A 22,049-nucleotide genomic window follows, 5' to 3' on the forward strand; every position below is an offset into this window, starting at 1 on the left:
GCATCTGAGGTGAATTTTGTTTGGAATTATGTGAATGATTTAGGATTTAAACATCTCAAGCGTAAGGGTGAATTTCTATCGGCATACGATATTGCAGAATACACCAAAGGTACTTCTAAGGAATGCAACCTGCATAGTCAAACTGTTCAAGCCATTACAGAAGAACTTATTACCCGAAGAAAGCAATTTAAAAAAGCAAAGCTGAAATGGCGTGTAAGCAACAAAAAATCAGCAAGACGATCTTTGGGTTGGATACCATTTAAAAAATCAGGATTCAAGTATGCCGATGGCTGGGTTGAGTACGGGAAAACTAAATTCAACTTATGGGACAGTTATGGTATAGGCAAATACAAGGTTAAAACTGGCTCATTTGTTGAAGATAGTCGTGGGCGCTGGTATGTGTGCCTCGTGGTTGAATCATCTAAACAAGAAAAACCAATAGCAACCAAAGCCATAGGCATTGATTTAGGTTTAAAAGATATTGCCACCTGCTCTGATGGCACAGTGATCACAAACCCTAAATTCTATCGGAAGTACGAGCAGAAATTAGGGATTGCTCAACGATCAAGGAATAAAAAGCGTGTTCGTGCATTACACGCTAAGATTGCAAATTGTCGTAAAGATCATTTGCACAAAGCAAGCACCATGCTTGTAAAAAACAATGCACTAATTGTTGTGGGTGACTTAAGTGCCAGGAAACTAGTCAAAACTAAAATGGCAAAGTCTGTTTTAGATACAGGGTTTTCGGCACTAAAAACATTGCTCAAGTATAAATGCGAGAACGCAGGGGCATTGTTTGAGGAAGTCAATGAAGCCTATACCACCCAAATCTGTTCGTGCTGTGGTGAGATCACCTCAAGTAGTCCGAAAGGTAGGACGGGTCTTGGAATAAGAGAATGGGAGTGCGTGAGTTGCGGTACAGCTCACGATAGAGATAAAAACTCAGCTCTAAACATTCTTGCGCTCGGGCATGAGCGTCTAGCAGTAGGAATCACCCTCCTTTAGGTGGGTGAGGATGTCAAAGCAAAGCCAAACAGATTAGAAAAATTGTGCAGCAATCCAAATTGCATCCAGAACAGGTCATCTATATTGGTGACCAGATCATTGATATAGAATCAGCTCATCAGAATGGAATTGCTGTCGCTGCGGTGACTTGGGGTTTTAATAGTGAATCTGCATTGGTGGCTCATCAGCCACATTACTTGATTCATAGCGTTCAGCAGTTAGAAAGTCTGTTATTAACTCCACAATCCAGATTGGCCTAAAAACAAAAAAAGGCCCCGAAGGGCCTTTTTAGAACATTTTATATATACTTATTCCGCATTGACAGTTTTTTCAGTGACTTCTTCCGGATTTTCCAGCAACAACTTTTTGCCAATCGGAATTTGTCTTGGCAATTTTTCTTCCGGAATTACACGCTGCAGGTCAATTACGAGTAGACCGTTAGCATAATCTGCCTGCTGTACTTCAATGTGTTCGTCTAAACGCAGTGATAGTTTGAAGGCACGACGGGCTATACCTTTATGTAGATACTCAGTACCTTCAACCTGAACAGCTTCAGGTTTTCCAGAAATTGTCAGCAAGCGATTTTCAAGAGAAATACTCAACTCTTCCTGGTTAAAACCGGCGGTGGCTACGACAATTCGGTAACGGTTTTCACCATGTTTTTCGATATTGTATGGCGGATAATTTGGCGCATCGCTTTGCATGGCATAATCAATGAAATCATTGAGGCGATCAAAGCCAATGCTGCGGCGGAATAATGGATGAAGATTGATATTACTCATTATTAGAACCTCCTGAGGTCAGCAAAGTTTTAAAAATAAGAAAACACCGCTGTCATGATGATCATCGACAGGGCAAAAGATGCATGGACCATCCTTATGCAGAAATAAATATGTGTTCAGGCCAGGAATTTTCAAGAAATTTAAGTGAAATTTTTTTAAAAAATTAATTAATTTATTGAAATTACATTAAAAAATTATTTTATTAAGCATTGCTTGTTGTTTTTGACCAGATCCATTATTTTGTTGGAACACCATAATAAAGGTGTATGGAGTATAGGCACGAATGATTGATTTATATTACTGGGGTACACCCAACGGTCATAAGATTACAATCGCATTAGAAGAAATGGGGCTATCTTATCAGATCCTTCCAGTCAATATTCTGGAAAATGACCAGTTTCAGCCAGACTTTCTGGCAATCTCACCGAACAATAAAATTCCAGCTATTGTCGATCAGGATGGACCAGATCATCGGTCGATTTCAATCTTTGAATCGGGTGCCATCTTGCAGTATTTGGGACGTAAAACCGGACTGTTTTATCCGACCGATGAGATTAAGCGGATTCAGGTGGAACAATGGTTGATGTGGCAAATGGGTGGGCTAGGCCCGATGCTGGGACAGAACCATCACTTTAGCCGTTTTGCTCCAGAGCGGATTCCTTATGCAACAGAGCGCTATGTGAATGAGACCAAGCGCTTGTATGGTGTACTGGACAAACAGCTGGTCGGTCAGGACTATGTTACTGGCGAATATTCAATTGCCGATATGGCGATTTTCCCCTGGTTACTTCGTTATGAGTGGCAAGGTATTGATTTAGCGGATTATCCTGAAATCAGTCGTTATATTGAGCGTATGCAGGCACGTCCTGCGGTGCAAAAAGCATTAGCGATTCAGGTCAGTTAATCTGCGATTGTTATGTTAAGATGTACAAAAGTTATTAAAACCACCGATTCAGGTGGTTTTTTATTGGATATGAGCATGAAAGCATTTTTCCTGAACTTCACTCGAATTGTGGAAACTAATCCTCGAATTTACTGGAGCATTATCTTTGGTTTAGCTGCCTGTTTGGCCTTGTTTGTGGCTGAGATTGTGCATATTCAGCTGGTTATTAATGAGCTGAATACCAAGGATCAAAATGTATTGGCTGAGGCAATTTTGCCCTTGGCAACCAAATATAAATGGTCTCGTATTTTTGCAATCATACTCGCTCTTTTCTGGTCAAATATGGAATATCTGAAAGCTAACAGACAATTAAGACTGACACGCTAAACAGTCGGATCACTTAGATGACATTACTGATTCTGTTTTTGTCTGCCTTTGGCGCAGCAACTTTATTGCCTTTGCAGTCAGAAGCGGTATTGTTAGGATTACTGGTCAATAGTAGCTATTCAGCATTTACTTTGATCGCTGTTGCCAGTGTAGGGAACATTCTCGGTTCTTGCGTGAATTGGTATTTAGGTCTAAGAATTGAGCAGTATAAAGGCCGGAAGTGGTTTCCAGTCTCTGAACAGCAGATGCAAAAAGCACAAAGGAGCTACCAGAAATACGGTTATTGGTCCTTGTTGCTGAGTTGGGTGCCCATGATTGGTGATCCAATTACCTTAATTGCAGGATTGCTTAAGGAAAACTTTGCTCGATTCTTACTAATCGTGAGTATTGCGAAAATCGGGCGCTATCTGTTTATTTACATGGCTTATAGCATGATTTAAAAAAGAGGCTTAAAGCCTCTTTTGGTTTATTTACATTCATTCAGTTTAAACTGAATTTGATCCTTAAAGCTGGATGGTTTATACAACCATAGGGTACTTGCGCGGCGTTTAGTACTGATTTGTGTACCTTTTAATGCATTTGTTACTTGCTGATCTAATTGATAAATACCTGAGCCTTTTCTGATATTGACCTTCTTAATCTCGCCTTTGCGATTGGCTTTAATCTGAAATTCTACTGTTCGGTCATGTTCATTCAGTAAATCTGTATTAACGTTCAGCTCAGGTTGGTTGAGATACTGGAATTTAGTTTTTTGCTGCTGCTGTTGTGCTTGCCAATTTTTAGAGTTGAAACTGTATTCACAAAATTCCTGATCCTGGTCAGTCAGTTTCAGGTTAAACACCTGATAGCCAATGATCGGTAGTGCTGTTTTATTTTCAATATGTGGTCTAACTTCAGCAGATTTCACGGCATTAAGTAGTAGCTGATCCAGCTGCTGGTAACCGGTACTGTCCTGAATGGCAGCCTGTTTGATGTGTCCCTGCTCATTGGCATAGATACGTACCACCGCAGAACGGTCCTGACCTTTTAAATCTTCATTGCTATATTTTGGTTTGGGAAACTTGGTCCACTCAATGCGTGTCGTCAAATGTGTTGGCTGCACATCAATGGTCTGTGTGGGCAATTGCGGTGCTTTTTTTGTTGATGCGCTATAGCTTGCTGCAAAAGGGAAGCTTAACAACAGGGTCATACACAGAATACGTTTCATAAGTTTCGGTCTTGAATCAAGCAAAGAGGATGTTCAATTTTGAAGCGCAGTATTTCCTGAATTGGCAATACTGGCAAGTATCTCATTCAAAATAATTTATTTTTCTGCCTTATAAATATTGAAGGTGATAATTAAAAAATCATAATGAAGCCAAGCTATACATGTATTGCTGCAGGAGTCAGAAGTTTTTTGTGAGAAAGATTCGTGGATTATAAAAAGCTTGGATTAGTCAGCTTGATATTTCATCGCGCAATATTTATGGGAAATAGGATTAAGTACCTGTTATCTATCTTTTACTTTTAATACTGCTTTTGTTTTAAACAAAGATGCTTTAGAATATCGGCTCCCTTACCTGCAGGGCGTCTTTGCAATGGTGCAGACGTGCCGAACAGGTGTTCAAAAGAGGTTGTTATGCCTAAGATGAAAACTCGCCGTGGTGCAGCTAAACGCTTCAAAGCGACTGCTAACGGTTTTAAGCGTAAACAAGCGTTCAAACGCCACATTTTGACCAAAAAATCTGCTAAGCGTATTCGTCAATTGCGCGGCTGTGTAATGGTTCACGTAAGTGACGTTGCTTCAGTTCGTCGTATGTGCCCGTACATCTAAGGAGATTATAAATGGCTCGTGTAAAACGTGGTGTACAGGCTCATCGCCGTCACAAAAAAATTCTTGCTCGCGCTAAAGGTTACTATGGTGCTCGTTCACGCGTTTACCGCGTAGCGTTCCAAGCGGTAATCAAAGCTGGTCAATATGCTTACCGTGACCGTCGTCAGAAGAAACGTCAATTCCGTGCTCTATGGATTGCGCGTATCAACGCTGGTGCTCGTCAAAATGGTTTGTCGTACAGCCGTATGATCGCTGGCTTGAAAAAAGCTCAAGTGATTATCGACCGTCGCGTACTTGCTGACATCGCTATGCATGACGCAGTTGCGTTTGCAGCTCTAGCTTCTAAAGCTAAAGATGCATTGGTTGCATAAGTCTTTATGACTTAGAAAAAAGATCGCTTTTAGCGGTCTTTTTTTTGTCTGATGAAAAAGTATAAGCTATTTAAAATATGACAAATGACTTAGTGCTGATGAATGAGAAAGATAAAGTACGAGGTTTTCGTAGAATAAATGTGGTTGGCACCTCTGCTTCGGGAAAATCTACTTTTGCTCGAGCTTTAGCGACAAAATTAGGCCTCAGTGATATCGAGCTGGATAATTTATTCTGGCTGGATAACTGGCAGGAAACTGCGGATCGAGAGTTCTTTGATAAAATTCAAGCGGCCATCGATCAGGCCAAAGATGGCTATGTGATTGATGGTAATTATACCCGCAGTATTCCCGTCAAATGGGCTGAGATCGACAGTGTGATCTGGATTGATTTACCGTTCCATCTCAATCTATATCGTTCCATAAAAAGAGCCATACAGCGGGCAATTAGCAAACAACCGCTTTGGCCAAACTCGAATAATACAGAAAGTTTCAGCCAGATATTGAGTCGTGATTCCATCATCTGGTGGATGATTAAAACCCACCAGAAAAATCGTCAGTATTATTTAAAGTTGATGCATGCGCCTGAATATCAGCATATCCACTGGATCAGATTAAGATCGCCCCGAGAAATTGACGCTTTTCTGGCACAGCATTAAAGTCCAAAATAATAACCAATCAAACAGATAATTACCGTAATAATAATCAGGGTAATAACGTTACCTGAATTGGATTTGGCAGCATCGTGAGGCTTATGTGCTTTAGATGGTTTGGTCACATGCTCGTCGGTAGTCATTCCTGCAAATGGATCAGCGCTGATTTTCGGACTCAGTTTTGCAGTTTTGTAGTGATTCGCGATTTTGACAATAAACTTCGCTTTCAGATCGTCAATTTTCTGCACAAAATGGCGTAGGTCAAGCTGTTGGTCCGGTGTCAGCACTTCACCGTTTTCATGATAAGGATGCTGGATTTTAGCTTCGATTAGTTCTTCCAGCGCATCCAGACGGTACAGCATGTCATGGGCAAAGTCAGCTGTATAATCGGTTGGCAATAATGCCAGTCTATTACCGATAGCTGTATCCGCAGTAGAAGACACCCCATAATAAGGTTGTCCAAGCTGGGCAGGTTGAACAAAACCTTGCGCAAATCTGGTATCAAATAATTCATGATCCATAAAGACCTGAATATCGTCCCAGTTTGGCTGTTCCAGATCTGCCAGTACACGTCTGGCCAGTTTGCTGTTGAGTTCGTATTGCCAGAAGGTTTCATGACGTAGAGAAGATCGCTGTGTAACAGGTGCTTCATAATCATTATCTGCGGTATACCATTCTGGTAATTCTTTGCCAATAATCCAGGCTATTTTTTTTCTGGGCTTCATGACTGACAATGAAATATTCAAATGGCAGCAGTTCAACATTTACATTGGGATTTTGCTCATCTTCAAGCAGGGTGGAGCGGTGAAGACTTAGACGTTGTACGCCCTGTTTTTTCAAGCCTTCCAGCCAGACTTGAAAATGCTGCGCTAAAAGATGCTGTGAAATCAGATCACGAAAGGCAAATTGATGCTGATTAAAGATGGAATGCTGAAGCCAGCGATTGAAACTTAAGTCCTGAGACAGGTACTCATTTCCATAAGTTACTAAAGTAAGTTGCTGTTTCCAAATTTGATCGATTGCCATAATGATTTGATCTAATTGATATCATGTTTATTTTATACTTTTTATTTTTACATCTGCCAATCTAATTTTCATTACATGCCATCTTCATCAACGTGCCTAAAAACTGTTAGAATACGGGGTTTTTTAAAAATATTTCTAACCTGTTGCTTTGAGAGTTACTATGTCACTGGAAGCCCTGACCACTGAAGCGCTCGCTGCGATTGCAGCAGCTCAAGACCTTGCTGCACTTGATCAAGTACGAGTGCAATTTACGGGGAAAAAAAGCCAGCTCGCGGAACAATCTAAGTCGCTGGGTAAAATGGATCCGGAACAACGTAAAGAATTCGGTGCAAAAATCCATGCTGTGCGTGAAGCGATTACAGCTGCACTGACAGCACGTCAGGCAGAACTGCATAAAGCTGCGCTGGAGCAAAAGCTTGCCAGCGAAACTATTGATATTACATTACCCGGTCGTGGCCAGCAGGTGGGCAGTATCCACCCAGTGACCCAAGTACAGGAACGTATCTGCCAGTTCTTTACCAAAGCAGGTTTTACAGTGGCAACTGGCCCGGAAGTTGAAGATGACTATCACAACTTTGAAGCCTTAAATATTCCAGGCCATCACCCTGCACGTGCCATGCACGACACGTTCTATTTTGATGTAAACCACTTGCTGCGTACGCATACTTCTGGTGTTCAGATCCGTACTATGGAAACGCAACAACCACCAATCCGTATCGTGTGTCCAGGCCGTGTATACCGTTGTGACTCGGATCAAACCCACTCACCAATGTTCCATCAGATTGAAGGTTTATACGTTGCTGAAAACACCAGCTTCGCTGAACTGAAAGGTTTGCTGGTCAACTTGCTGAATGAATTCTTTGAAAAAGATCTGAAAGTACGTTTCCGTCCATCTTATTTCCCATTTACAGAGCCAAGTGCAGAAGTGGATATTATGGATGAGCGTGGCAAATGGTTGGAAGTTCTGGGTTGCGGTATGGTGCATCCGAATGTATTGCGTTCTGCTGGTATTGATCCTGACAAATACAAAGGCTTTGCATTTGGTCTAGGCGTTGAGCGTTTTGCAATGTTGCGTTATGGCATTAACGACTTGCGTATGTTCTACCAAAACGATGTGCGTTTCTTACGCCAGTTTGCTTAAAACTTTTTATTAAATCCTCTCCTAACCTCTCCTTTAAAAAAGGAGAGGGACTCCACGAAATCAGTTGGGGTTCTCCGCCTTTCTTACAGGGGGAGTTAGAGGGGGGATTCTAGAGATTTGAATTACAGGTTTTATATCAATGAAAATTAGCGAAAATTGGTTACGCACATGGGTTAACCCAGCCATCGACAGCGAGAAACTTTCTGATCAACTGACCATGCTTGGTCTAGAAGTTGATGACTTATCTCCAGCAGCAAAACCATTTACAGGTGTTGTTGTAGGTGAAGTTCTGACTGTTGAACAGCACCCGGATGCAGACCGTTTACGTGTAACTACCGTGAATATCGGTTCAGGTGAACCACTCCAAATCGTGTGTGGTGCGCCAAACGTACGTGCAGGTATGAAAGCGCCAGTTGCTACCATTGGCGCGGTTTTGCCGGGCGATTTCAAAATCAAGAAGGGCAAACTTCGTGGGATCGAATCCCAAGGTATGCTGTGTGGTGCGTCTGAAATTGATTTAGAAGACAAAATTGATGGTCTTTTAGAATTACCAAACGATGCACCTGTGGGTGTCAACATTCGTGAATATTTAGACTTAGATGACAACGTGATTGACATCAGCATTACGCCAAACCGTGGTGACTGTTTCAGCATTCGTGGTATTGCACGTGAAATTGGTGTGATTAACCAATTGCCAGTGACTGCGCCAGAAATTCAAGAAGTGGCTGCAACCATTGCTGATGAAAAGAAAGTGGTGGTGTCGACTGAAGGCTGTCCACGTTACTTAGGTCGTGTGATCAAAAACGTCAACACCAAAGCGCCAACCCCTGAATGGATGGAACGTGCGCTTGCTCGTTCGGGTATCCGTCAGCACAGCATTTTGGTCGACATTACCAACTATGTATTGATCGAGCTGGGTCAACCGTTACACGCATTTGATGGTGGCAAGGTTCAAGGTGCAGTTCACGTTCGTCAAGCAACAGCCGGTGAAAAGCTGGTGCTGTTAAATGAACAGGAAGTTGAACTGAATGAAAAAGTGATGGTGATTGCAGATGATGAAAAAGCATTGGCGATTGCAGGCATCATGGGTGGTCTGTCTTCATCTGTAACGGATGCAACCACTGAGATCTTCCTGGAGTCTGCATTCTTTGCACCTTTACACATTGCAGGTCGTGCGCGTAGCTTCGGTTTACATACGGATGCTTCTCAGCGTTATGAGCGTGGTGTGGACTTTGAATTGCCAGTGATGGCAATGCACCGTGCGTCTCAGCTGATTGCTGAACTTGCAGGCGGTGAGTTTGGTCCAATTACAGTTGCAGAAAATCCAGCAGTATTGCCTAGACGTGAAGCAATTGAACTTGAACAGGCACAACTAGATCAACTTCTGGGTTATAAAGTTGAATCAGACTTCATTACCGATGCGTTAACGCGTTTGGGCTGTGAAGTGACTGTGAAAGCAGAAGGTCAATGGTCTGTGGTACCACCGTCACACCGTTATGATATGGCAATCTACCAGGACTTGATCGAAGAAGTTGCACGTATTCATGGTTATGACAATATTCAAATCAGTTTGCCTGTGATTGATGTCAAACTTGCAAAATACCAGGATCAGTTCGAAGTGGCTCAGCTTCGTCAGACTGCGGTGACTTTGGGTTATCAAGAAGCGATCAGTTTTAGCTTTGCTGACTTGAAACTGGAAAAACAGCTCAACCCTGCAGTAAATCCATTAGCATTGGCAAACCCGATTTCAAGTGATTTAGCGGTAATGCGTTCAACCCTGTTATCAAGTTTGATTCCATGTGTGCAATATAACGTCAATCGTCAGCAAAACCGCGTACGTTTCTTTGAGCTGGGTCTGCGTTTTGATTATCAGGATGCTGCATCGATTCATGACCTGAAACAGATTCCAACTTTCGCCCTGATTGCGACTGGTTCACGTATCAATGAATCATGGCATGGTAAGCCACAGCCAATGGATTTCTTTGACTTTAAAGGTGATGTGGAAGAAATTCTGGCAGCAGCTCGTCTGAATGTTGAATATGTTCGTTCAGAGCGTGCATGGTTGCATCCTGGTCAATCTGCTGAAATTATGGTTAATGGTCAGTCGATTGGTTATTTAGGTCGTTTACATCCATCACTTGAAGATGAGCTGGATTTAGCAATCACTTGGGTCGCTGAACTCGATCAAAAAGCCGTTTTGCAAACTTATGTATCTAATTTTACAGAATTATCACGTTTTCCGTCGGTTCGACGTGATATTGCGCTTTTAATTAGTGATAAGATTAATGTTAGCGAAATTCAGAGACTTATCGAAAAGACTGGTGGTGAGCTCCTGGAGTCAAACTGGTTGTTCGATGTGTACACTGGACAAGGGGTAGAAGAAGGCAAGCGTTCTCTAGCATTTGCTCTTCTCTGGCAGCATCCAACCCGCACCCTGGAAGATGCTGAAATTAAATCAGGCATGGATAATATCCTGCAAGTGTTAGAAAACACTTATCAAGCGACATTGAGGGCTTCATGACAGCACTAACTAAAGCAGAGATGGCTGATCATTTAAGTGAGCTCACGAGTTTAAACCGTCGTGAAGCAAAACAAATGGTCGAATTGTTCTTTGATGAGATTAGCCAGGCGCTAATCTCGGGTGAGCAAGTCAAACTATCAGGTTTCGGTAATTTTGAGTTGCGTGACAAGCGTCAACGTCCAGGCCGTAATCCGAAGACTGGTGAAGAAATTCCGATTTCTGCACGCCGGGTCGTAACCTTCCGTGCGGGGCAGAAGTTCCGTCAGCGTGTGGGAACTGAGCAGGTCAATTGATCTGCTTTTTTTCTTGATAGAGATTGCCGGTAAAAATTTCGATTTTTATAGGCATAAAAAAAAGAGAGCCAATGGCTCTCTTTTTCGTACTGAATAATCGTTAGATTATTGAGCAGCAGCTTCAGAAGCAGCAGTAGCGTCAGCAGCAGCGTCAGTAGCAACTGCAGCAGCAGCGTCAGCTTCAGCAACAGCAGCAGCGTCAGAAGCAGCAACTTCAGAAGTAGCTTCTACAGCAGCAGCGTCAGCAGCAGCTTCAGCTTCAACAGCTTCAGATGCAGCTTGGTTAGCGTCAGCAGCAGCATCTTCAGTTTTTTTAGCACAACCAACGAAAGCTAAAGTAGTAGCAACTGCAGCAGCAATAGCGATTTTTTTGAATAACATGGCATCACTCTCTAAAAATTGAGATTAAAAAAAACCGACGTTAGCCTGTTATGTGCTTTTATTATTCCTAATTTTGTTAGGTACTAACAACGCAGGAGCAGTCTAACTGGTCTGCAAATATGCTATCACTGCGCATTTTTAATTGCTACAGGGCAAGTTCAAAAAAGTGCAAAAAACGCATGAAATTCATGGTTTTTTTAACAGAAAATAACAATTAAAGGAAAGACTTATATGGGGTAAAGGCGATTTAAACCTCTAAAACTTATACAATTTTTCTTACCATTATTTTATTAATCATAAACTTGCAAATAAGTTTACAAATCATCATGGAGTTTGTTTCTTTGTGTAATCAATGTCAACCCAAATAAAAAAGGTCATCGTTTTAGATGACCTTTCTATAATTTTTCAGGACTTAGTTAGATGCCTTGCGCTTCATCTGATCGAAGAAGTCATCATTGGTCTTGGTTTCTTTCATGCGATCAAGCAGGAATTCCATTGCCGCCAGTTCGTCCTGGGTATGCAAAAGCTTACGCAGAATCCAGACTTTACGCAGATTATCTTCTGACATCAGACGTTCTTCACGACGGGTACCCGATTTCTTGATGTTCATTGCAGGGAATACACGTTTCTCAGCAATGCGACGATCAAGCGTGATTTCCTGGTTACCTGTACCTTTGAATTCTTCGTAGATCACTTCATCCATTTTACTGCCGGTTTCAATCAATGCAGTAGAAATAATGGTCAGTGAACCGCCTTCTTCGATATTACGAGCCGCACCGAAGAAACGTTTTGGACGTTCAAGTGCATGTGCATCCACACCCCCTGTCAATACCTTACCAGATGAAGGAATTACAGTGTTGTACGCACGTGCCAGACGGGTAATTGAGTCAAGCAGAATCACTACGTCTTTTTTATGTTCAACCAGACGTTTGGCTTTTTCAATTACCATTTCAGCCACTTGTACGTGACGCGCCGGAGATTCATCAAAGGTTGAAGCGATAACTTCACCACGAACCGTACGTTCCATTTCCGTTACTTCTTCAGGACGTTCGTCAATCAGCAGTACAATCAGGAAACATTCAGGGTTGTTACGAACAATTGACTGTGCAATGTTTTGCAGCAACATGGTTTTACCGGCTTTCGGGGGTGCAACGATAATAGAACGCTGACCTTTACCGATTGGGGCAACCAGATCGACTACACGAGCTGTCAAATCTTCAGTGGTACCATTACCCAATTCCATGACCAATTGCTCAGTTGGGAATAACGGGGTTAAGTTTTCAAACAGAATCTTGTTGCGAGAGTTCTCAGGTGTGTCGTAGTTAATCTGGTTCACTTTTAGAAGTGCAAAATAACGTTCACCTTCTTTCGGTGGGCGAATGGTACCAGTAATAGTATCGCCTGTACGAAGGTTAAAACGACGGATCTGGGAAGGGCTGACATAGATGTCATCGGGACCTGCCAGATAAGAGCCTGCCGCAGAGCGTAAGAAGCCAAAACCATCTGACAGAATTTCCAAAACGCCATCACCAAAAATCTCTTCACCATTCATCGCATGGCGCTTTAAGATGGCAAAAATAATGTCTTGCTTGCGGTTACGGGCCATGCCTTCTAGGCCCATAAACTCGGCAATCTTGATGAGTTCGCCAATCGGTTTTTTCTTGAGTTCGGTTAAATTCATAGGTGGTCGGATAGAATCAAAGTTCTGAGGTACAGGTTAGAAAGGGAGTAACATTCGGCCGCATACAAGCATTCAAACGACAGCAATTGAATTTGTACAAGAACAATTCAGAGGTTTGTTTGATTGTTTCAAAGAGAAATGTGAAAAAACAATTTCTATTGCCGAGCGGCATCTTATGTATTGTGTCTTGTAAGAAATTGACAGGATTTAGTATTCCTGATCTCTTGAATGAGCAATATAAGAGAGAAACAGGCGTTTGTCAATTTATTCTGGGCGAAAAAAATACGCGATATCTGATCACGTATTTTTATCTTTAAAACAGCGTTGATTAAATGTTTTCTTCAATGAACGCGGTTAATTTAGATTTAGGTGCTGCACCAACTTGAGTCGCAACCACTTCACCATTTTTGAACATCAATAAAGCTGGGATATTACGAATGCTATAGTTCACTGCAGTGGCTTCGCAAGAAGTCACATCAACTTTTACGATTTTTACTTTACCTTGGTATTCGTCAGCAAGTACTTCCAGTACAGGAGCAATTGCTTTACATGGCGCACACCAGCCAGCCCAGAAGTCAACCAATACAGGAACGTCTGATTGAAGAACGTCTGCTTCGAAGTTTGCGTCAGTAGTATTTACGATGTTGCCAGACATGGAGTGCTCCAGAAAATAATTTTTTAAAGATGGCTATAATTCTTAGTATTACATAGCCTTCTTTAACAATGTAGGGGAATATGCAAATTTTCAACCTATATTGTCAATTTGTCTAATGGATGATCACGATAGAGATAATCGTGTAACACAATTGTCACATAGAAATAAAAAACTAAAAGGGATTAAATTGTCGATACAAATGGCTTTTAAATTGCATGGTTGTGAATTACTCTAAGCACAATTCGTTAAAGGTTTATTTCTGGAATGTCTGACTTTTTGATTGATGAAGAATTACTTGCCGCCATCGATATGGGATCAAACAGCTTTCATTTGGCCATTGCTCGAGTGGACCACGGCGAAGTCAAGAAAGTGGCATCAATGTCAGAAAAAGTTCAGCTTGCAGCAGGCCTGGACGAAAATAAGAATTTGACTGAAGCTGCGCAGCAACGTGGTCTAGCCTGTCTGGCACGCTTTGTGGGGCGTTTGGGTTCGGTTCAGCCAAATCGTTTACGTATCGTGGCGACTAATGCCTTGCGTCAGGCAAAAAATGGCCATGAATTTATTCAAAAGGCAGCAGAAATTTTACCGAAACCCATCGAAATTATTGCAGGTCGAGAAGAAGCCCGTCTGATCTATTTAGGTGTATCACATACCATGGCCAATAGTGGCCGTCGTCTGGTAGTAGATATTGGTGGCGGTTCAACTGAACTGATTATTGGTGAGGAATTTGAACCGATTCATACCGAATCCGTGCAGATGGGTTGTGTTGCCTTTACCAAAGCTTATTTTGAAGATGGCGATATTAATCAAAAGGCCTTTGATAAAGCCGTTACGGCGGCACGTAAAGAAATTTCCGGTATTGCCAATACCTATAAAGCAGCAGGCTGGGATGCTGTGGTCGGTTCGAGTGGCACCATCAAAGCCTGCCGCCAGATCTGTGTCAATATGGGCTGGAGTAACGAGCGCGAGGAGTTGACGCGTGAAGGCCTGGAAAAAATCAAAGATAAATTGCTCAAATATAAACATGTCACGGACATGGAGTTTGAAGGCCTTAAAGAAGACCGCCGTGCGGTGTTGCCAGCAGGAATTGCCATTCTGTATGCCGTCTTTGATGTTCTGAATATTGATTACCTGACCTATTCTGACGGGGCATTACGTGAAGGCGTGATGTATGACCTACTCGGGCGTTTCCAGCACGAGGATATCCGTGACCGTTCTGTGCATGCCTTGATGGGGCGTTATAATGCCGATACCAAACAGGCAGAACGTGTGGTAAAAACCGCGCAAAAACTGTTTGATGATGTGAAACAACCTTTAGCTTTAAATAGCGAAGACAGTGATCTGTTACGTCGTGCAGCTTATCTGCATGAAATTGGTCTGGCGATCAGTCATAGTGGTTATCATCGTCATGGGGCTTATTTGTTACAGCACTCGGACATTGCCGGTTTCTCGCAAGTTGACCAGAATCATCTGTCACATTTGGTCGCACATCATCGTCGTAAATTGCGCGCTGATGCCAGGATAGATGTCAACAAAGTCGGTGGTTCTCGACTTTTGTACCTGTGTTTACTGCTTCGTCTGGCGGTTTTGGTCAATCACAGTCGTAGCGATGAGATGCTTCCTGCCATTGAACTGAAGGTGAAGAATGCGCAACAATGGCAACTCAGCTTAGCCGGTGATGCCCGACAATGGCCTTTACTGGTGGCTGAACTGCATGATGAACAGGTGCAGTTTAGGAATTGGGAAATTGATCTCGCAATTCAGTCTGAACAATTTGTTGATTAACACCTTTATAGGGATGAAAACGGTTAACCTATGAAAAATAAAGCGACTCCATCAAAAGCATGGAAGACCGTGCAAATTGCACGTCATCCTGAACGTCCACAATTCCTGGACTACGTGGGTGAAATATTCACTGAATTTGATGCTTTACATGGTGACCGTCTCTATGGTGATGATGGTGCAATGATTGGTGGTCTGGCGCGTTTTGACGGTCAGCCTGTGATGATTGTTGGCCAGCACCGTGGCCGTAGTACCCGTGAAAAATTACAGCATAACTTCGGGATGGCGAATCCTGAAGGTTACCGTAAGGCACAACGCCTGCTCGATATGGCAGAGCGTTTTAATCTGCCTGTATTTACCTTTATTGACACGATGGGCGCTTATCCAGGCGTAGGCGCAGAAGAGCGTGGTCAGGCTGAAGCGATTGCTACAAGTCTGGCACAGTTGTCTAACCTGAAAGTACCTGTGATTGCGACTGTACTGGGTGAAGGTGGTTCTGGTGGTGCACTGGGGATTGGGGTGGCAGACCGTGTGGTGATGCTATCTCATAGTATCTATTCTGTGATTTCACCAGAAGGCTGTGCCTCGATCCTGTGGAAAACTGCGGACAAAGCTGAACAAGCCAGTGAAGCACTGGCACTGACTGCGGAAAAATTGCAGCATATGGGTATTGTGGAATATGTAGTAGATGAAGGTGAAGGCGCTCATTTAAATCCTGATCAGGTAATGCAAGACCTGAAAGCAGTACTGAAAGAAGCGCTGAATGAACTGCAACCGATGGAAGCCGAGGCACGATGCGAAGCACGTTACCAGCGTTTAATGAAGTTTGGCAGCGACAATTTAGGTCTGGTTTCTTAAAACAGCTGCAGGACTTTCCTGCAGAAACAAAATTTCTCATCGGATGCAGTGGCGGCGTGGATTCCATGCTGTTACTGCATCTGATGTTTTTTTTGTGCCCGGAAAAAATCCGTGCGATTTATGTCGATCATCAGCTGCAAAGTGGTAGCGCTGAATGGGGCAGATTTGTTCAGCATGAATGCCAAAAGCTGAGTATCCCCTGTATTGTCCAGCCAGTTATTGTGGCACAAGGTAATCTGGAAAATCAGGCCCGGGAAGCACGTTATCAGGCCTATCTGAAGCATCTACAGCCCAATGAAATTCTAGTTCTTGCGCATCATCAGCAGGACCAGGCAGAAACACTGATGCTGCGTTTACTATCTGGGGCCGGAGTCGATGGTCTGTCTGCCATGAAGCGGGTAGATATACGAGAAGATTTAACCATCTGGCGTCCACTTTTGGATATTTCTCGTGAGCAGATTTGCCAATGGGCCGCTGACCTGAATATTCAGAATATTGAAGATCCGAGCAATCAGAATAATGATTATGATCGTGCCTGGGCACGTCAGATTTTGTGGCCGCTATTAAGTGAGCGCTTCCCAAAAATGCAGGCAGCTTTAGCCCGAACCACGGATCTGATGCAGGATGCTCAGGAAATCTTGCAGGATGTGTTGCGACAAGATACAGACGTTTGTATCCAAGATAATATTTTAGACTTATCTAAATTTTCTGAACTGTCTTTAGCACGCCAGCGCCAGCTGCTATCTAACTGGATGAAAGGGGGAGGACAGTATCGGCCTACACTGGATATGGTACAGCGCTTGCAACGTGAAGTCATTCATGTACGTGCAGATGCCCAGGCGGCTTTGCATTGGCAAGGTTTTTATTATGTGCGTTATCAGCAGCTGGTCTATAAGCTCAGTAAAGAAATTTATCTGGCAGGTCAACAGCCATTTTCTGGCGAACAGCAGATGATTTTCAGACTTCAGGATCGTATTGATTTGCCTTCAGGACAGTTTCAGATTCAGTCTGCGGCAATCGGTTTATCATTGGATTTATTGAATCAGCACTTGAAACTGACACAGCGCCAAGGTGGCGAAAAGATTCATTTATGTGGACGTGTCGGTTCTTGGCCACTGAAAAAAGCCATTCAGGATGCGCAAATATTTCCATGGATGCGGCATACAATTCAAATATTAAGCATAGATGATGTTATGCTAGGCGTGTTTACGCCCAAAGGATTTTGGTTGGCTGAATCTGCCTATTGTGAGGTGGAGGGGTGGCAGCCAATTTCAGTCTCTTCAATTTCAGAACACAAAGACGAGCATTAAAAATGAGTGCAGCTTTAAATTGTAATATCAGTTTCATTGGTGGTGGTAACATGGCTCAAGCCTTAATTGGTGGCTTGATTGCACGTGGTTTGCCGGCAACCCGTATTACAGTTTCTGATCCAGTCGAAAAAGTGCGTCTACTGCTTGCTGAAAAAGAAGTGAATGTTACTGATGATAATATTGCTGCAATCAAACATGCCGATATTGTGGTATTTGCGGTGAAGCCACAGGTGCTAGCGGATGTGCTTAAACCGCTGCAAGGTTTGTTGGACGGTAAATTGGTTATTTCCATTGTAGCAGGTGCTGAAATTGCGACTTTGTCTAGCTTACTTGGTACCGATCGTATTGTTCGTGTGATGCCAAATACACCAGCATTAGTACAGACTGGCGCGCATGGTTTATTCGCCAATGCAGACATGAGTACAGCAGACCGTGAGCTGGCGAGTCAGGTTTTAGCTTCAACTGGCCTGACAATTTGGGTAAACTCTGAAGCGCAAATTGATGCTGTAACGGCGGTTTCTGGCTCAGGTCCGGCTTATTTCTTCTATATGATGGAAAGCATGATCCGTGCAGGTGTGAACCTGGGGCTAGATGAGAAAGTTGCAACTGCATTGACCTTGCAAACTGCATTAGGTGCAGCGCAAATGGCAATTACCAGTGCAAATACACCAGCTGAATTACGTAAAAATGTGACTTCACCGAATGGTACGACTCAGGCTGCACTTGAAGTCTTTGATCAGGCCCAGATTTCTCAAAACATTCAGGCAGCTCTGGCTGCTGCTGCAAAACGCAGTCAGGAGCTCGCTCAAGAGCTTAGCGACAGCAGTAAGTAAATTTTCAAATTTAATATTTAGGAACCTTCAGGTATGGGTGCAAATTCTGCGCTAATTTTTGGCATTATCATTAACGTCGCAATTTTGCTCGTATTTTTCCGCTTCTTAATGCAGCTGGCTTCGGTAAGTCCTTATAATCCAGTGGTACTTTCGACTGTAAAGGCCACCAAGATTGTAGATGTATTTAGTCGTATTCTGCCAACCTTGGCAAAGGGGCGGGTAAATACTGCCGCGCTGGCATTATTGGTGGTGCTGTATTTGCTGAAAATATTTGGCATGATGTACCTGTCTGGTGGTATGCCAAATGGTCCAATTCATTTGTTAATACTGACTTTTGTGACCATGATTCAGGACCTGATCCGTTTCTGTCGTTATCTGATTTTCGCGACCATCATCTTGAGCTGGGTAGTGATGTTTACTCAATCCCGTTCACCTTATATTGAAGTGGTTCAGGAACTGGCAGAGCCATTATTGGCACCATTCCGTCGTATCATGCCGAATATCGGGATGATCGACCTGTCTCCAATTCTGGCGATTCTGGCACTGATGGTGGTTGATCTGATCATGCGTGAAGTGGCCATGGTGTTGTTGACTGGTTTCTAAGATTTAAGAATATAAAAAGGACGCTTAGGCGTCCTTTTTTATTTATTATAAATTTCAAAAGAGGTTTTACCTCTTCCTACCTTCTCCTGAGAGGAGAGGTAACTTCTTGGAAATTCATCTCTGAGAAGTAATAGTATTCTTTATCTTAAAAAGAGAAGAAGGAATTAATAAGACTATTCATGGTAATCAAAATTAGGTGTAACTCCCTCTCCCTGGGGGAGAGGGCTAATATAAATCTCCTGAAACTCCTCTGAAAGAGGGGTTCAAAGCACGTTAGTGCGCCTCATCCCAATTCTTGCCTTTGCCTACTTCTACCAGTAAAGGCACAGAGATCTGCACTACAGACTGCATTACTTCAGCCAGCTTAGATGCCAGTTCGTCAGCAATCGCTTCATCAACTTCAAATACCAATTCATCGTGGACTTGCAACAGCATTTTGGCCTGGTCTTTTGGCAACATTTTGTCGACTTCAATCATTGCCATCTTGATGATATCGGCAGCTGAACCTTGTAATGGTGCATTGATTGCAGCACGTTCAGCAGCTTTACGTATCATCATATTGCGCGCATCAATATCTGGGGTATACAAACGGCGGCCAAGAATGGTTTCCACGAAGCCCTGTTCCAGCGCAACCTGACGGGTACGCTGCATATATTCATAAATACCCGGATAGCGGTGGAAATATTGCTTGATGTATTCCTGTGATTCCTGGCGGGTGAAACCCAGCTGACGAGTCAAGCCAAACTCGGACATGCCGTAAAGCAGACCGAAGTTTACTGCTTTGGCTTGGCGACGTTGATCATTGGTCACATCTTCCAGGGCAATACCGAGGACTTCTGCCGCGGTACGACGATGGACGTCCTGACCGTGAATAAAAGCATCCACCAGTGCATCATCCTGAGACAAATGTGCCATCAGACGTAATTCAATTTGGGAATAATCGGCTGCAAGTAAAATACGACCTTCTGGTGCAACAAAAGCTTTACGGATCTGACGGCCAATTTCTTCACGAATTGGAATATTCTGCAGGTTTGGGTCGGTTGAGGATAAACGACCGGTTGCAGTCAGTGCCTGATGATAGCTGGTATGTACACGATGAGTATCATTATTGGCCTGTTTACAGAGCCCATCAGTATAAGTACTTTTCAGCTTGGACAGACCACGGTAGTTCAGGATCAACTCGGCAATTGGATGCTCAAGCTTTTCCAGAATGCTTTCGCTGGTGCTGTACTGACCTGTTGTGGTTTTCTTGCCACCTTTTAGCCCCAGCTTATCAAACAGGATTTCACCAACCTGTTTCGGTGAGCTGACATTAAAGGATTCGCCCGCCATTTCTTCAATCTGCTGTTCCAGATTTTTCATGGTCTCCGCAAAGTCACAGCCCAACTGATCCAGGAAAGCCAGATCTAGCTGAATGCCATTTTCTTCCATGCTGGTCAATACACGTGCAACCGGCATTTCAATATTGAGCAGAATGTTGAGCAGCTCTGGATGCACTTTCAGTTTTTCATGCAGCACTTCATACAGACGATAAGTGACATGGGCGTCTTCTGCGGCATAGTGTGCTGCAGTTTCGATCTCAATCTGATTAAAGGTTTTCTGTTTCGCACCTTTACCGGCAATCTGTTCAAAGGTTGTGGTCAGGTGGCTTAAATAAAGACGTGCTACGTCATCCATGCCGTGACGGGTTGCCACTGAGTTCAGCACATAAGACGCCAGCATGGTATCGAAGTACCAGCCTGCCAGTTGGATTCCATGATTTTCTAGGACATGTGCATCATATTTCAGGTGATGGCCAATTTTCTGAATATTGTCGTCTTCCAGAATGGGTTTGATTTGCGCAAGGATGGTTTCACGATTTAACTGTTCAGGCGCATTCTCATAGTCATGTGCCAGCGGTACGTAATAGGCATCCTCTGCATCAAAAGCCACTGAGAAGCCCACGATTTGAGCAATACGATAATCCAGACTAGTCGTTTCAGTATCAAAAGCAAAACGTTGGGCAGTATTTAAACGATTAAATAAAGCATCCCAATCTGCCTGATTCAGCACGGTGTGATAAGTCGCCTGTCCCAGTTGATCATCGCTGCTGGTCAATGACGCATGATCTTCTTCTATTGGCGCTACAGGTTTGGTTGTAATCGACTGAGCTGCCTGCTTGTAATTGCTATTGTTTGGATTGTTTGGATGATCCAGAGATTGCAGTTGGTTACGGAATTCAAGCTCGGTATAGAGTTCGCGTAGTTTGGCAACATTTGGCTCAGCAAGTTTTAAATCATCATAACCAAAGCTCAAATCCAAATCGATCACAATACTGGCCAGCTGATGATCCAGCGTAATGCCTTCAACATTGTCTTTGATATTTTGTCCGACTTTGCCTTTGATCTTGTCGACATTTTCCAGAATGCCACCAATTGAGCCATATTCATTCAATAATTTGGCTGCGGTTTTGGCACCGACGCCAGGTACGCCCATAATACCGTCTGAGGCATCGCCCATGAGGGTCAGGTAATCGATAATCTGATTTGGCCAGACCCCAAACTTTTCAAATACACCATTTACATCGAGTGGCTTTTCTTTAAAGCTGTCTTCCAGGGTTACTTTTTCGGTCACCAGCTGGGCCATATCTTTATCGCCCGTAGAGATCAGTACTTGATGACCCATGGCTTCAGCACGTTTTGCCAGTGTGCCGATAATATCATCGGCTTCTGCGCCTGGCAGGGCATGTAGTGGAATTCCTAAGGCTTTGATTAATGCGTGCAGGTAGGGAATTTGCTCGGCAAGCTCGCTCGGCATGCTTGGGCGGTCACCCTTGTAGATGGGTGACAGTTCATGACGAAAAGTGGGTTCAGGGGGTATCGAAAATCACCGCCATATGTGTAGGCTGGACACGGCGCATCAGTTTTTGAATGGCAGAAATTGCACCACGAATTGCATTGGTGTGTAAACCGGTTGACGTGGTTAACGGTGGCAGTGCGTGAAAGGCACGAAATAAAAAGTAAGAGCCATCGACCAAGACAAATGGTGGCATGTATTCAATTCCTTATTCAAATAATAGCGTTATTGTACGTGAT

General features: G+C 43.3%; 21 protein-coding genes and 2 pseudogenes. 16 read left to right on the top strand and 7 right to left on the bottom strand.

Features of this window, described 5'->3' with window-relative positions:
- Both HADU_RS07685 and HADU_RS07690 read left to right on the top strand, forming a co-directional pair.
- Window positions 1-1,005, top strand: a 1,005-nt coding sequence (locus tag HADU_RS07685) for an RNA-guided endonuclease InsQ/TnpB family protein (protein WP_008305019.1), incomplete at its 5' end; no start/stop codon positions are given.
- A 32-nt stretch (window positions 1,006-1,037) separates the two neighbouring features.
- On the top strand, window positions 1,038-1,265 hold the full coding sequence (locus HADU_RS07690; RefSeq protein ID WP_081399005.1) for an HAD family hydrolase: 228 nt from the start codon (window positions 1,038-1,040) through the stop codon (window positions 1,263-1,265).
- A 48-nt stretch (window positions 1,266-1,313) separates the two neighbouring features.
- Here HADU_RS07690 and HADU_RS07695 read toward each other — a convergent pair whose 3' ends face one another.
- Window positions 1,314-1,787 (bottom strand): Hsp20 family protein, encoded by a 474-nt coding sequence (locus tag HADU_RS07695; protein ID WP_004813021.1) that lies wholly within the window; start codon window positions 1,785-1,787, stop codon window positions 1,314-1,316.
- A 283-nt stretch (window positions 1,788-2,070) separates the two neighbouring features.
- On the opposite strand from HADU_RS07695, the gene HADU_RS07700 reads away from it, so the two are divergent.
- From HADU_RS07700 to HADU_RS07710, 3 genes are all read left to right on the top strand, one after another.
- Window positions 2,071-2,691 carry a glutathione S-transferase family protein gene (locus tag HADU_RS07700; RefSeq protein WP_004813020.1) on the top strand — a complete coding sequence of 207 codons (621 nt, stop codon included), beginning with the start codon at window positions 2,071-2,073 and terminating at the stop codon, window positions 2,689-2,691.
- A gap of 75 nt (window positions 2,692-2,766) precedes the next feature.
- A complete protein-coding gene (locus HADU_RS07705; RefSeq protein ID WP_004813018.1) occupies window positions 2,767-3,057 on the top strand; it encodes a hypothetical protein in 291 nt (96 codons plus the stop codon).
- 17 nt (window positions 3,058-3,074) lie between these two features.
- Window positions 3,075-3,497, top strand: coding sequence for a YqaA family protein (locus HADU_RS07710; protein ID WP_004813016.1), 423 nt, complete (start codon window positions 3,075-3,077; stop codon window positions 3,495-3,497).
- Window positions 3,498-3,523: 26 nt separating this feature from the next.
- On the opposite strand, the gene HADU_RS07715 is transcribed toward HADU_RS07710, so the two are convergent.
- Window positions 3,524-4,264 carry a TonB family protein gene (locus HADU_RS07715; RefSeq protein ID WP_004813015.1) on the bottom strand — a complete coding sequence of 247 codons (741 nt, stop codon included), beginning with the start codon at window positions 4,262-4,264 and terminating at the stop codon, window positions 3,524-3,526.
- A gap of 411 nt (window positions 4,265-4,675) precedes the next feature.
- On the opposite strand from HADU_RS07715, the gene rpmI reads away from it, so the two are divergent.
- The 3 genes from rpmI (at window position 4,676) to HADU_RS07730 (ending at window position 5,897) form a co-directional block, all read left to right on the top strand.
- Complete coding sequence (gene rpmI, locus HADU_RS07720) at window positions 4,676-4,870, top strand: 50S ribosomal protein L35 (RefSeq protein WP_004278281.1); 195 nt, start codon at window positions 4,676-4,678, stop codon at window positions 4,868-4,870.
- Window positions 4,871-4,881: 11 nt separating this feature from the next.
- The gene (gene rplT / locus HADU_RS07725; RefSeq protein ID WP_004813013.1) at window positions 4,882-5,241 is read left to right on the top strand and encodes a 50S ribosomal protein L20; all 360 of its coding nucleotides are present in this window, start codon (window positions 4,882-4,884) and stop codon (window positions 5,239-5,241) included.
- Window positions 5,242-5,318: 77 nt separating this feature from the next.
- Complete coding sequence (locus tag HADU_RS07730) at window positions 5,319-5,897, top strand: AAA family ATPase (protein ID WP_008305039.1); 579 nt, start codon at window positions 5,319-5,321, stop codon at window positions 5,895-5,897.
- On the opposite strand, the pseudogene HADU_RS07735 reads toward HADU_RS07730, so the two are convergent.
- A pseudogene (locus HADU_RS07735) lies at window positions 5,894-6,917 on the bottom strand (hypothetical protein). The gene HADU_RS07730 and the pseudogene HADU_RS07735 overlap by 4 nt on opposite strands.
- A 160-nt stretch (window positions 6,918-7,077) precedes the next feature.
- Between HADU_RS07735 and pheS the strand changes: the two are divergent.
- The 3 genes from pheS (at window position 7,078) to HADU_RS07750 (ending at window position 10,872) form a co-directional block, all read left to right on the top strand.
- Window positions 7,078-8,058, top strand: coding sequence for a phenylalanine--tRNA ligase subunit alpha (gene pheS, locus HADU_RS07740; RefSeq protein ID WP_004813006.1), 981 nt, complete (start codon window positions 7,078-7,080; stop codon window positions 8,056-8,058).
- Between the two features lie 139 nt (window positions 8,059-8,197).
- Window positions 8,198-10,579 (top strand): phenylalanine--tRNA ligase subunit beta, encoded by a 2,382-nt coding sequence (gene pheT / locus HADU_RS07745; protein WP_008305045.1) that lies wholly within the window; start codon window positions 8,198-8,200, stop codon window positions 10,577-10,579.
- Window positions 10,576-10,872 carry an integration host factor subunit alpha gene (locus tag HADU_RS07750; RefSeq protein ID WP_004813003.1) on the top strand — a complete coding sequence of 99 codons (297 nt, stop codon included), beginning with the start codon at window positions 10,576-10,578 and terminating at the stop codon, window positions 10,870-10,872. The genes pheT and HADU_RS07750 overlap by 4 nt, the downstream gene beginning before the upstream one ends.
- Window positions 10,873-10,977: 105 nt before the next feature.
- On the opposite strand, the gene HADU_RS07755 is transcribed toward HADU_RS07750, so the two are convergent.
- From HADU_RS07755 to trxA, 3 genes are all read right to left on the bottom strand, one after another.
- Window positions 10,978-11,253, bottom strand: coding sequence for a hypothetical protein (locus HADU_RS07755; protein ID WP_008305053.1), 276 nt, complete (start codon window positions 11,251-11,253; stop codon window positions 10,978-10,980).
- Window positions 11,254-11,665: 412 nt separating this feature from the next.
- Window positions 11,666-12,934 carry a transcription termination factor Rho gene (gene rho, locus HADU_RS07760; protein ID WP_004812998.1) on the bottom strand — a complete coding sequence of 423 codons (1,269 nt, stop codon included), beginning with the start codon at window positions 12,932-12,934 and terminating at the stop codon, window positions 11,666-11,668.
- Window positions 12,935-13,262: 328 nt separating this feature from the next.
- Complete coding sequence (gene trxA, locus HADU_RS07765) at window positions 13,263-13,589, bottom strand: thioredoxin (protein ID WP_004812997.1); 327 nt, start codon at window positions 13,587-13,589, stop codon at window positions 13,263-13,265.
- A gap of 264 nt (window positions 13,590-13,853) precedes the next feature.
- On the opposite strand from trxA, the gene ppx reads away from it, so the two are divergent.
- The 5 genes from ppx to HADU_RS07790 are packed head-to-tail and all read left to right on the top strand — an operon-like array spanning window position 13,854 to window position 18,975.
- On the top strand, window positions 13,854-15,374 hold the full coding sequence (gene ppx / locus HADU_RS07770; protein ID WP_004889882.1) for an exopolyphosphatase: 1,521 nt from the start codon (window positions 13,854-13,856) through the stop codon (window positions 15,372-15,374).
- Between the two features lie 30 nt (window positions 15,375-15,404).
- On the top strand, window positions 15,405-16,229 hold the full coding sequence (locus tag HADU_RS07775; RefSeq protein WP_004812992.1) for an acetyl-CoA carboxylase carboxyltransferase subunit alpha: 825 nt from the start codon (window positions 15,405-15,407) through the stop codon (window positions 16,227-16,229).
- On the top strand, window positions 16,166-17,539 hold the full coding sequence (gene tilS, locus HADU_RS07780) for a tRNA lysidine(34) synthetase TilS (protein ID WP_081399006.1): 1,374 nt from the start codon (window positions 16,166-16,168) through the stop codon (window positions 17,537-17,539). Before HADU_RS07775 ends, tilS begins: the two co-directional genes overlap by 64 nt.
- A gap of 2 nt (window positions 17,540-17,541) precedes the next feature.
- Window positions 17,542-18,372 (top strand): pyrroline-5-carboxylate reductase, encoded by an 831-nt coding sequence (proC, locus tag HADU_RS07785; RefSeq protein WP_004889878.1) that lies wholly within the window; start codon window positions 17,542-17,544, stop codon window positions 18,370-18,372.
- Window positions 18,373-18,405: 33 nt separating this feature from the next.
- Window positions 18,406-18,975, top strand: a complete 570-nt coding sequence (locus HADU_RS07790) for a YggT family protein (RefSeq protein WP_004889875.1) — start codon at window positions 18,406-18,408, stop codon at window positions 18,973-18,975.
- A gap of 273 nt (window positions 18,976-19,248) precedes the next feature.
- Here HADU_RS07790 and polA read toward each other — a convergent pair.
- A pseudogene (polA, locus tag HADU_RS07795) lies at window positions 19,249-22,006 on the bottom strand (DNA polymerase I).
- Between the last annotated feature and the right edge of the window lie 43 nt (window positions 22,007-22,049).

This window comes from Acinetobacter sp. HA (assembly GCF_000264725.1).
GTDB lineage: Bacteria > Pseudomonadota > Gammaproteobacteria > Pseudomonadales > Moraxellaceae > Acinetobacter > Acinetobacter schindleri.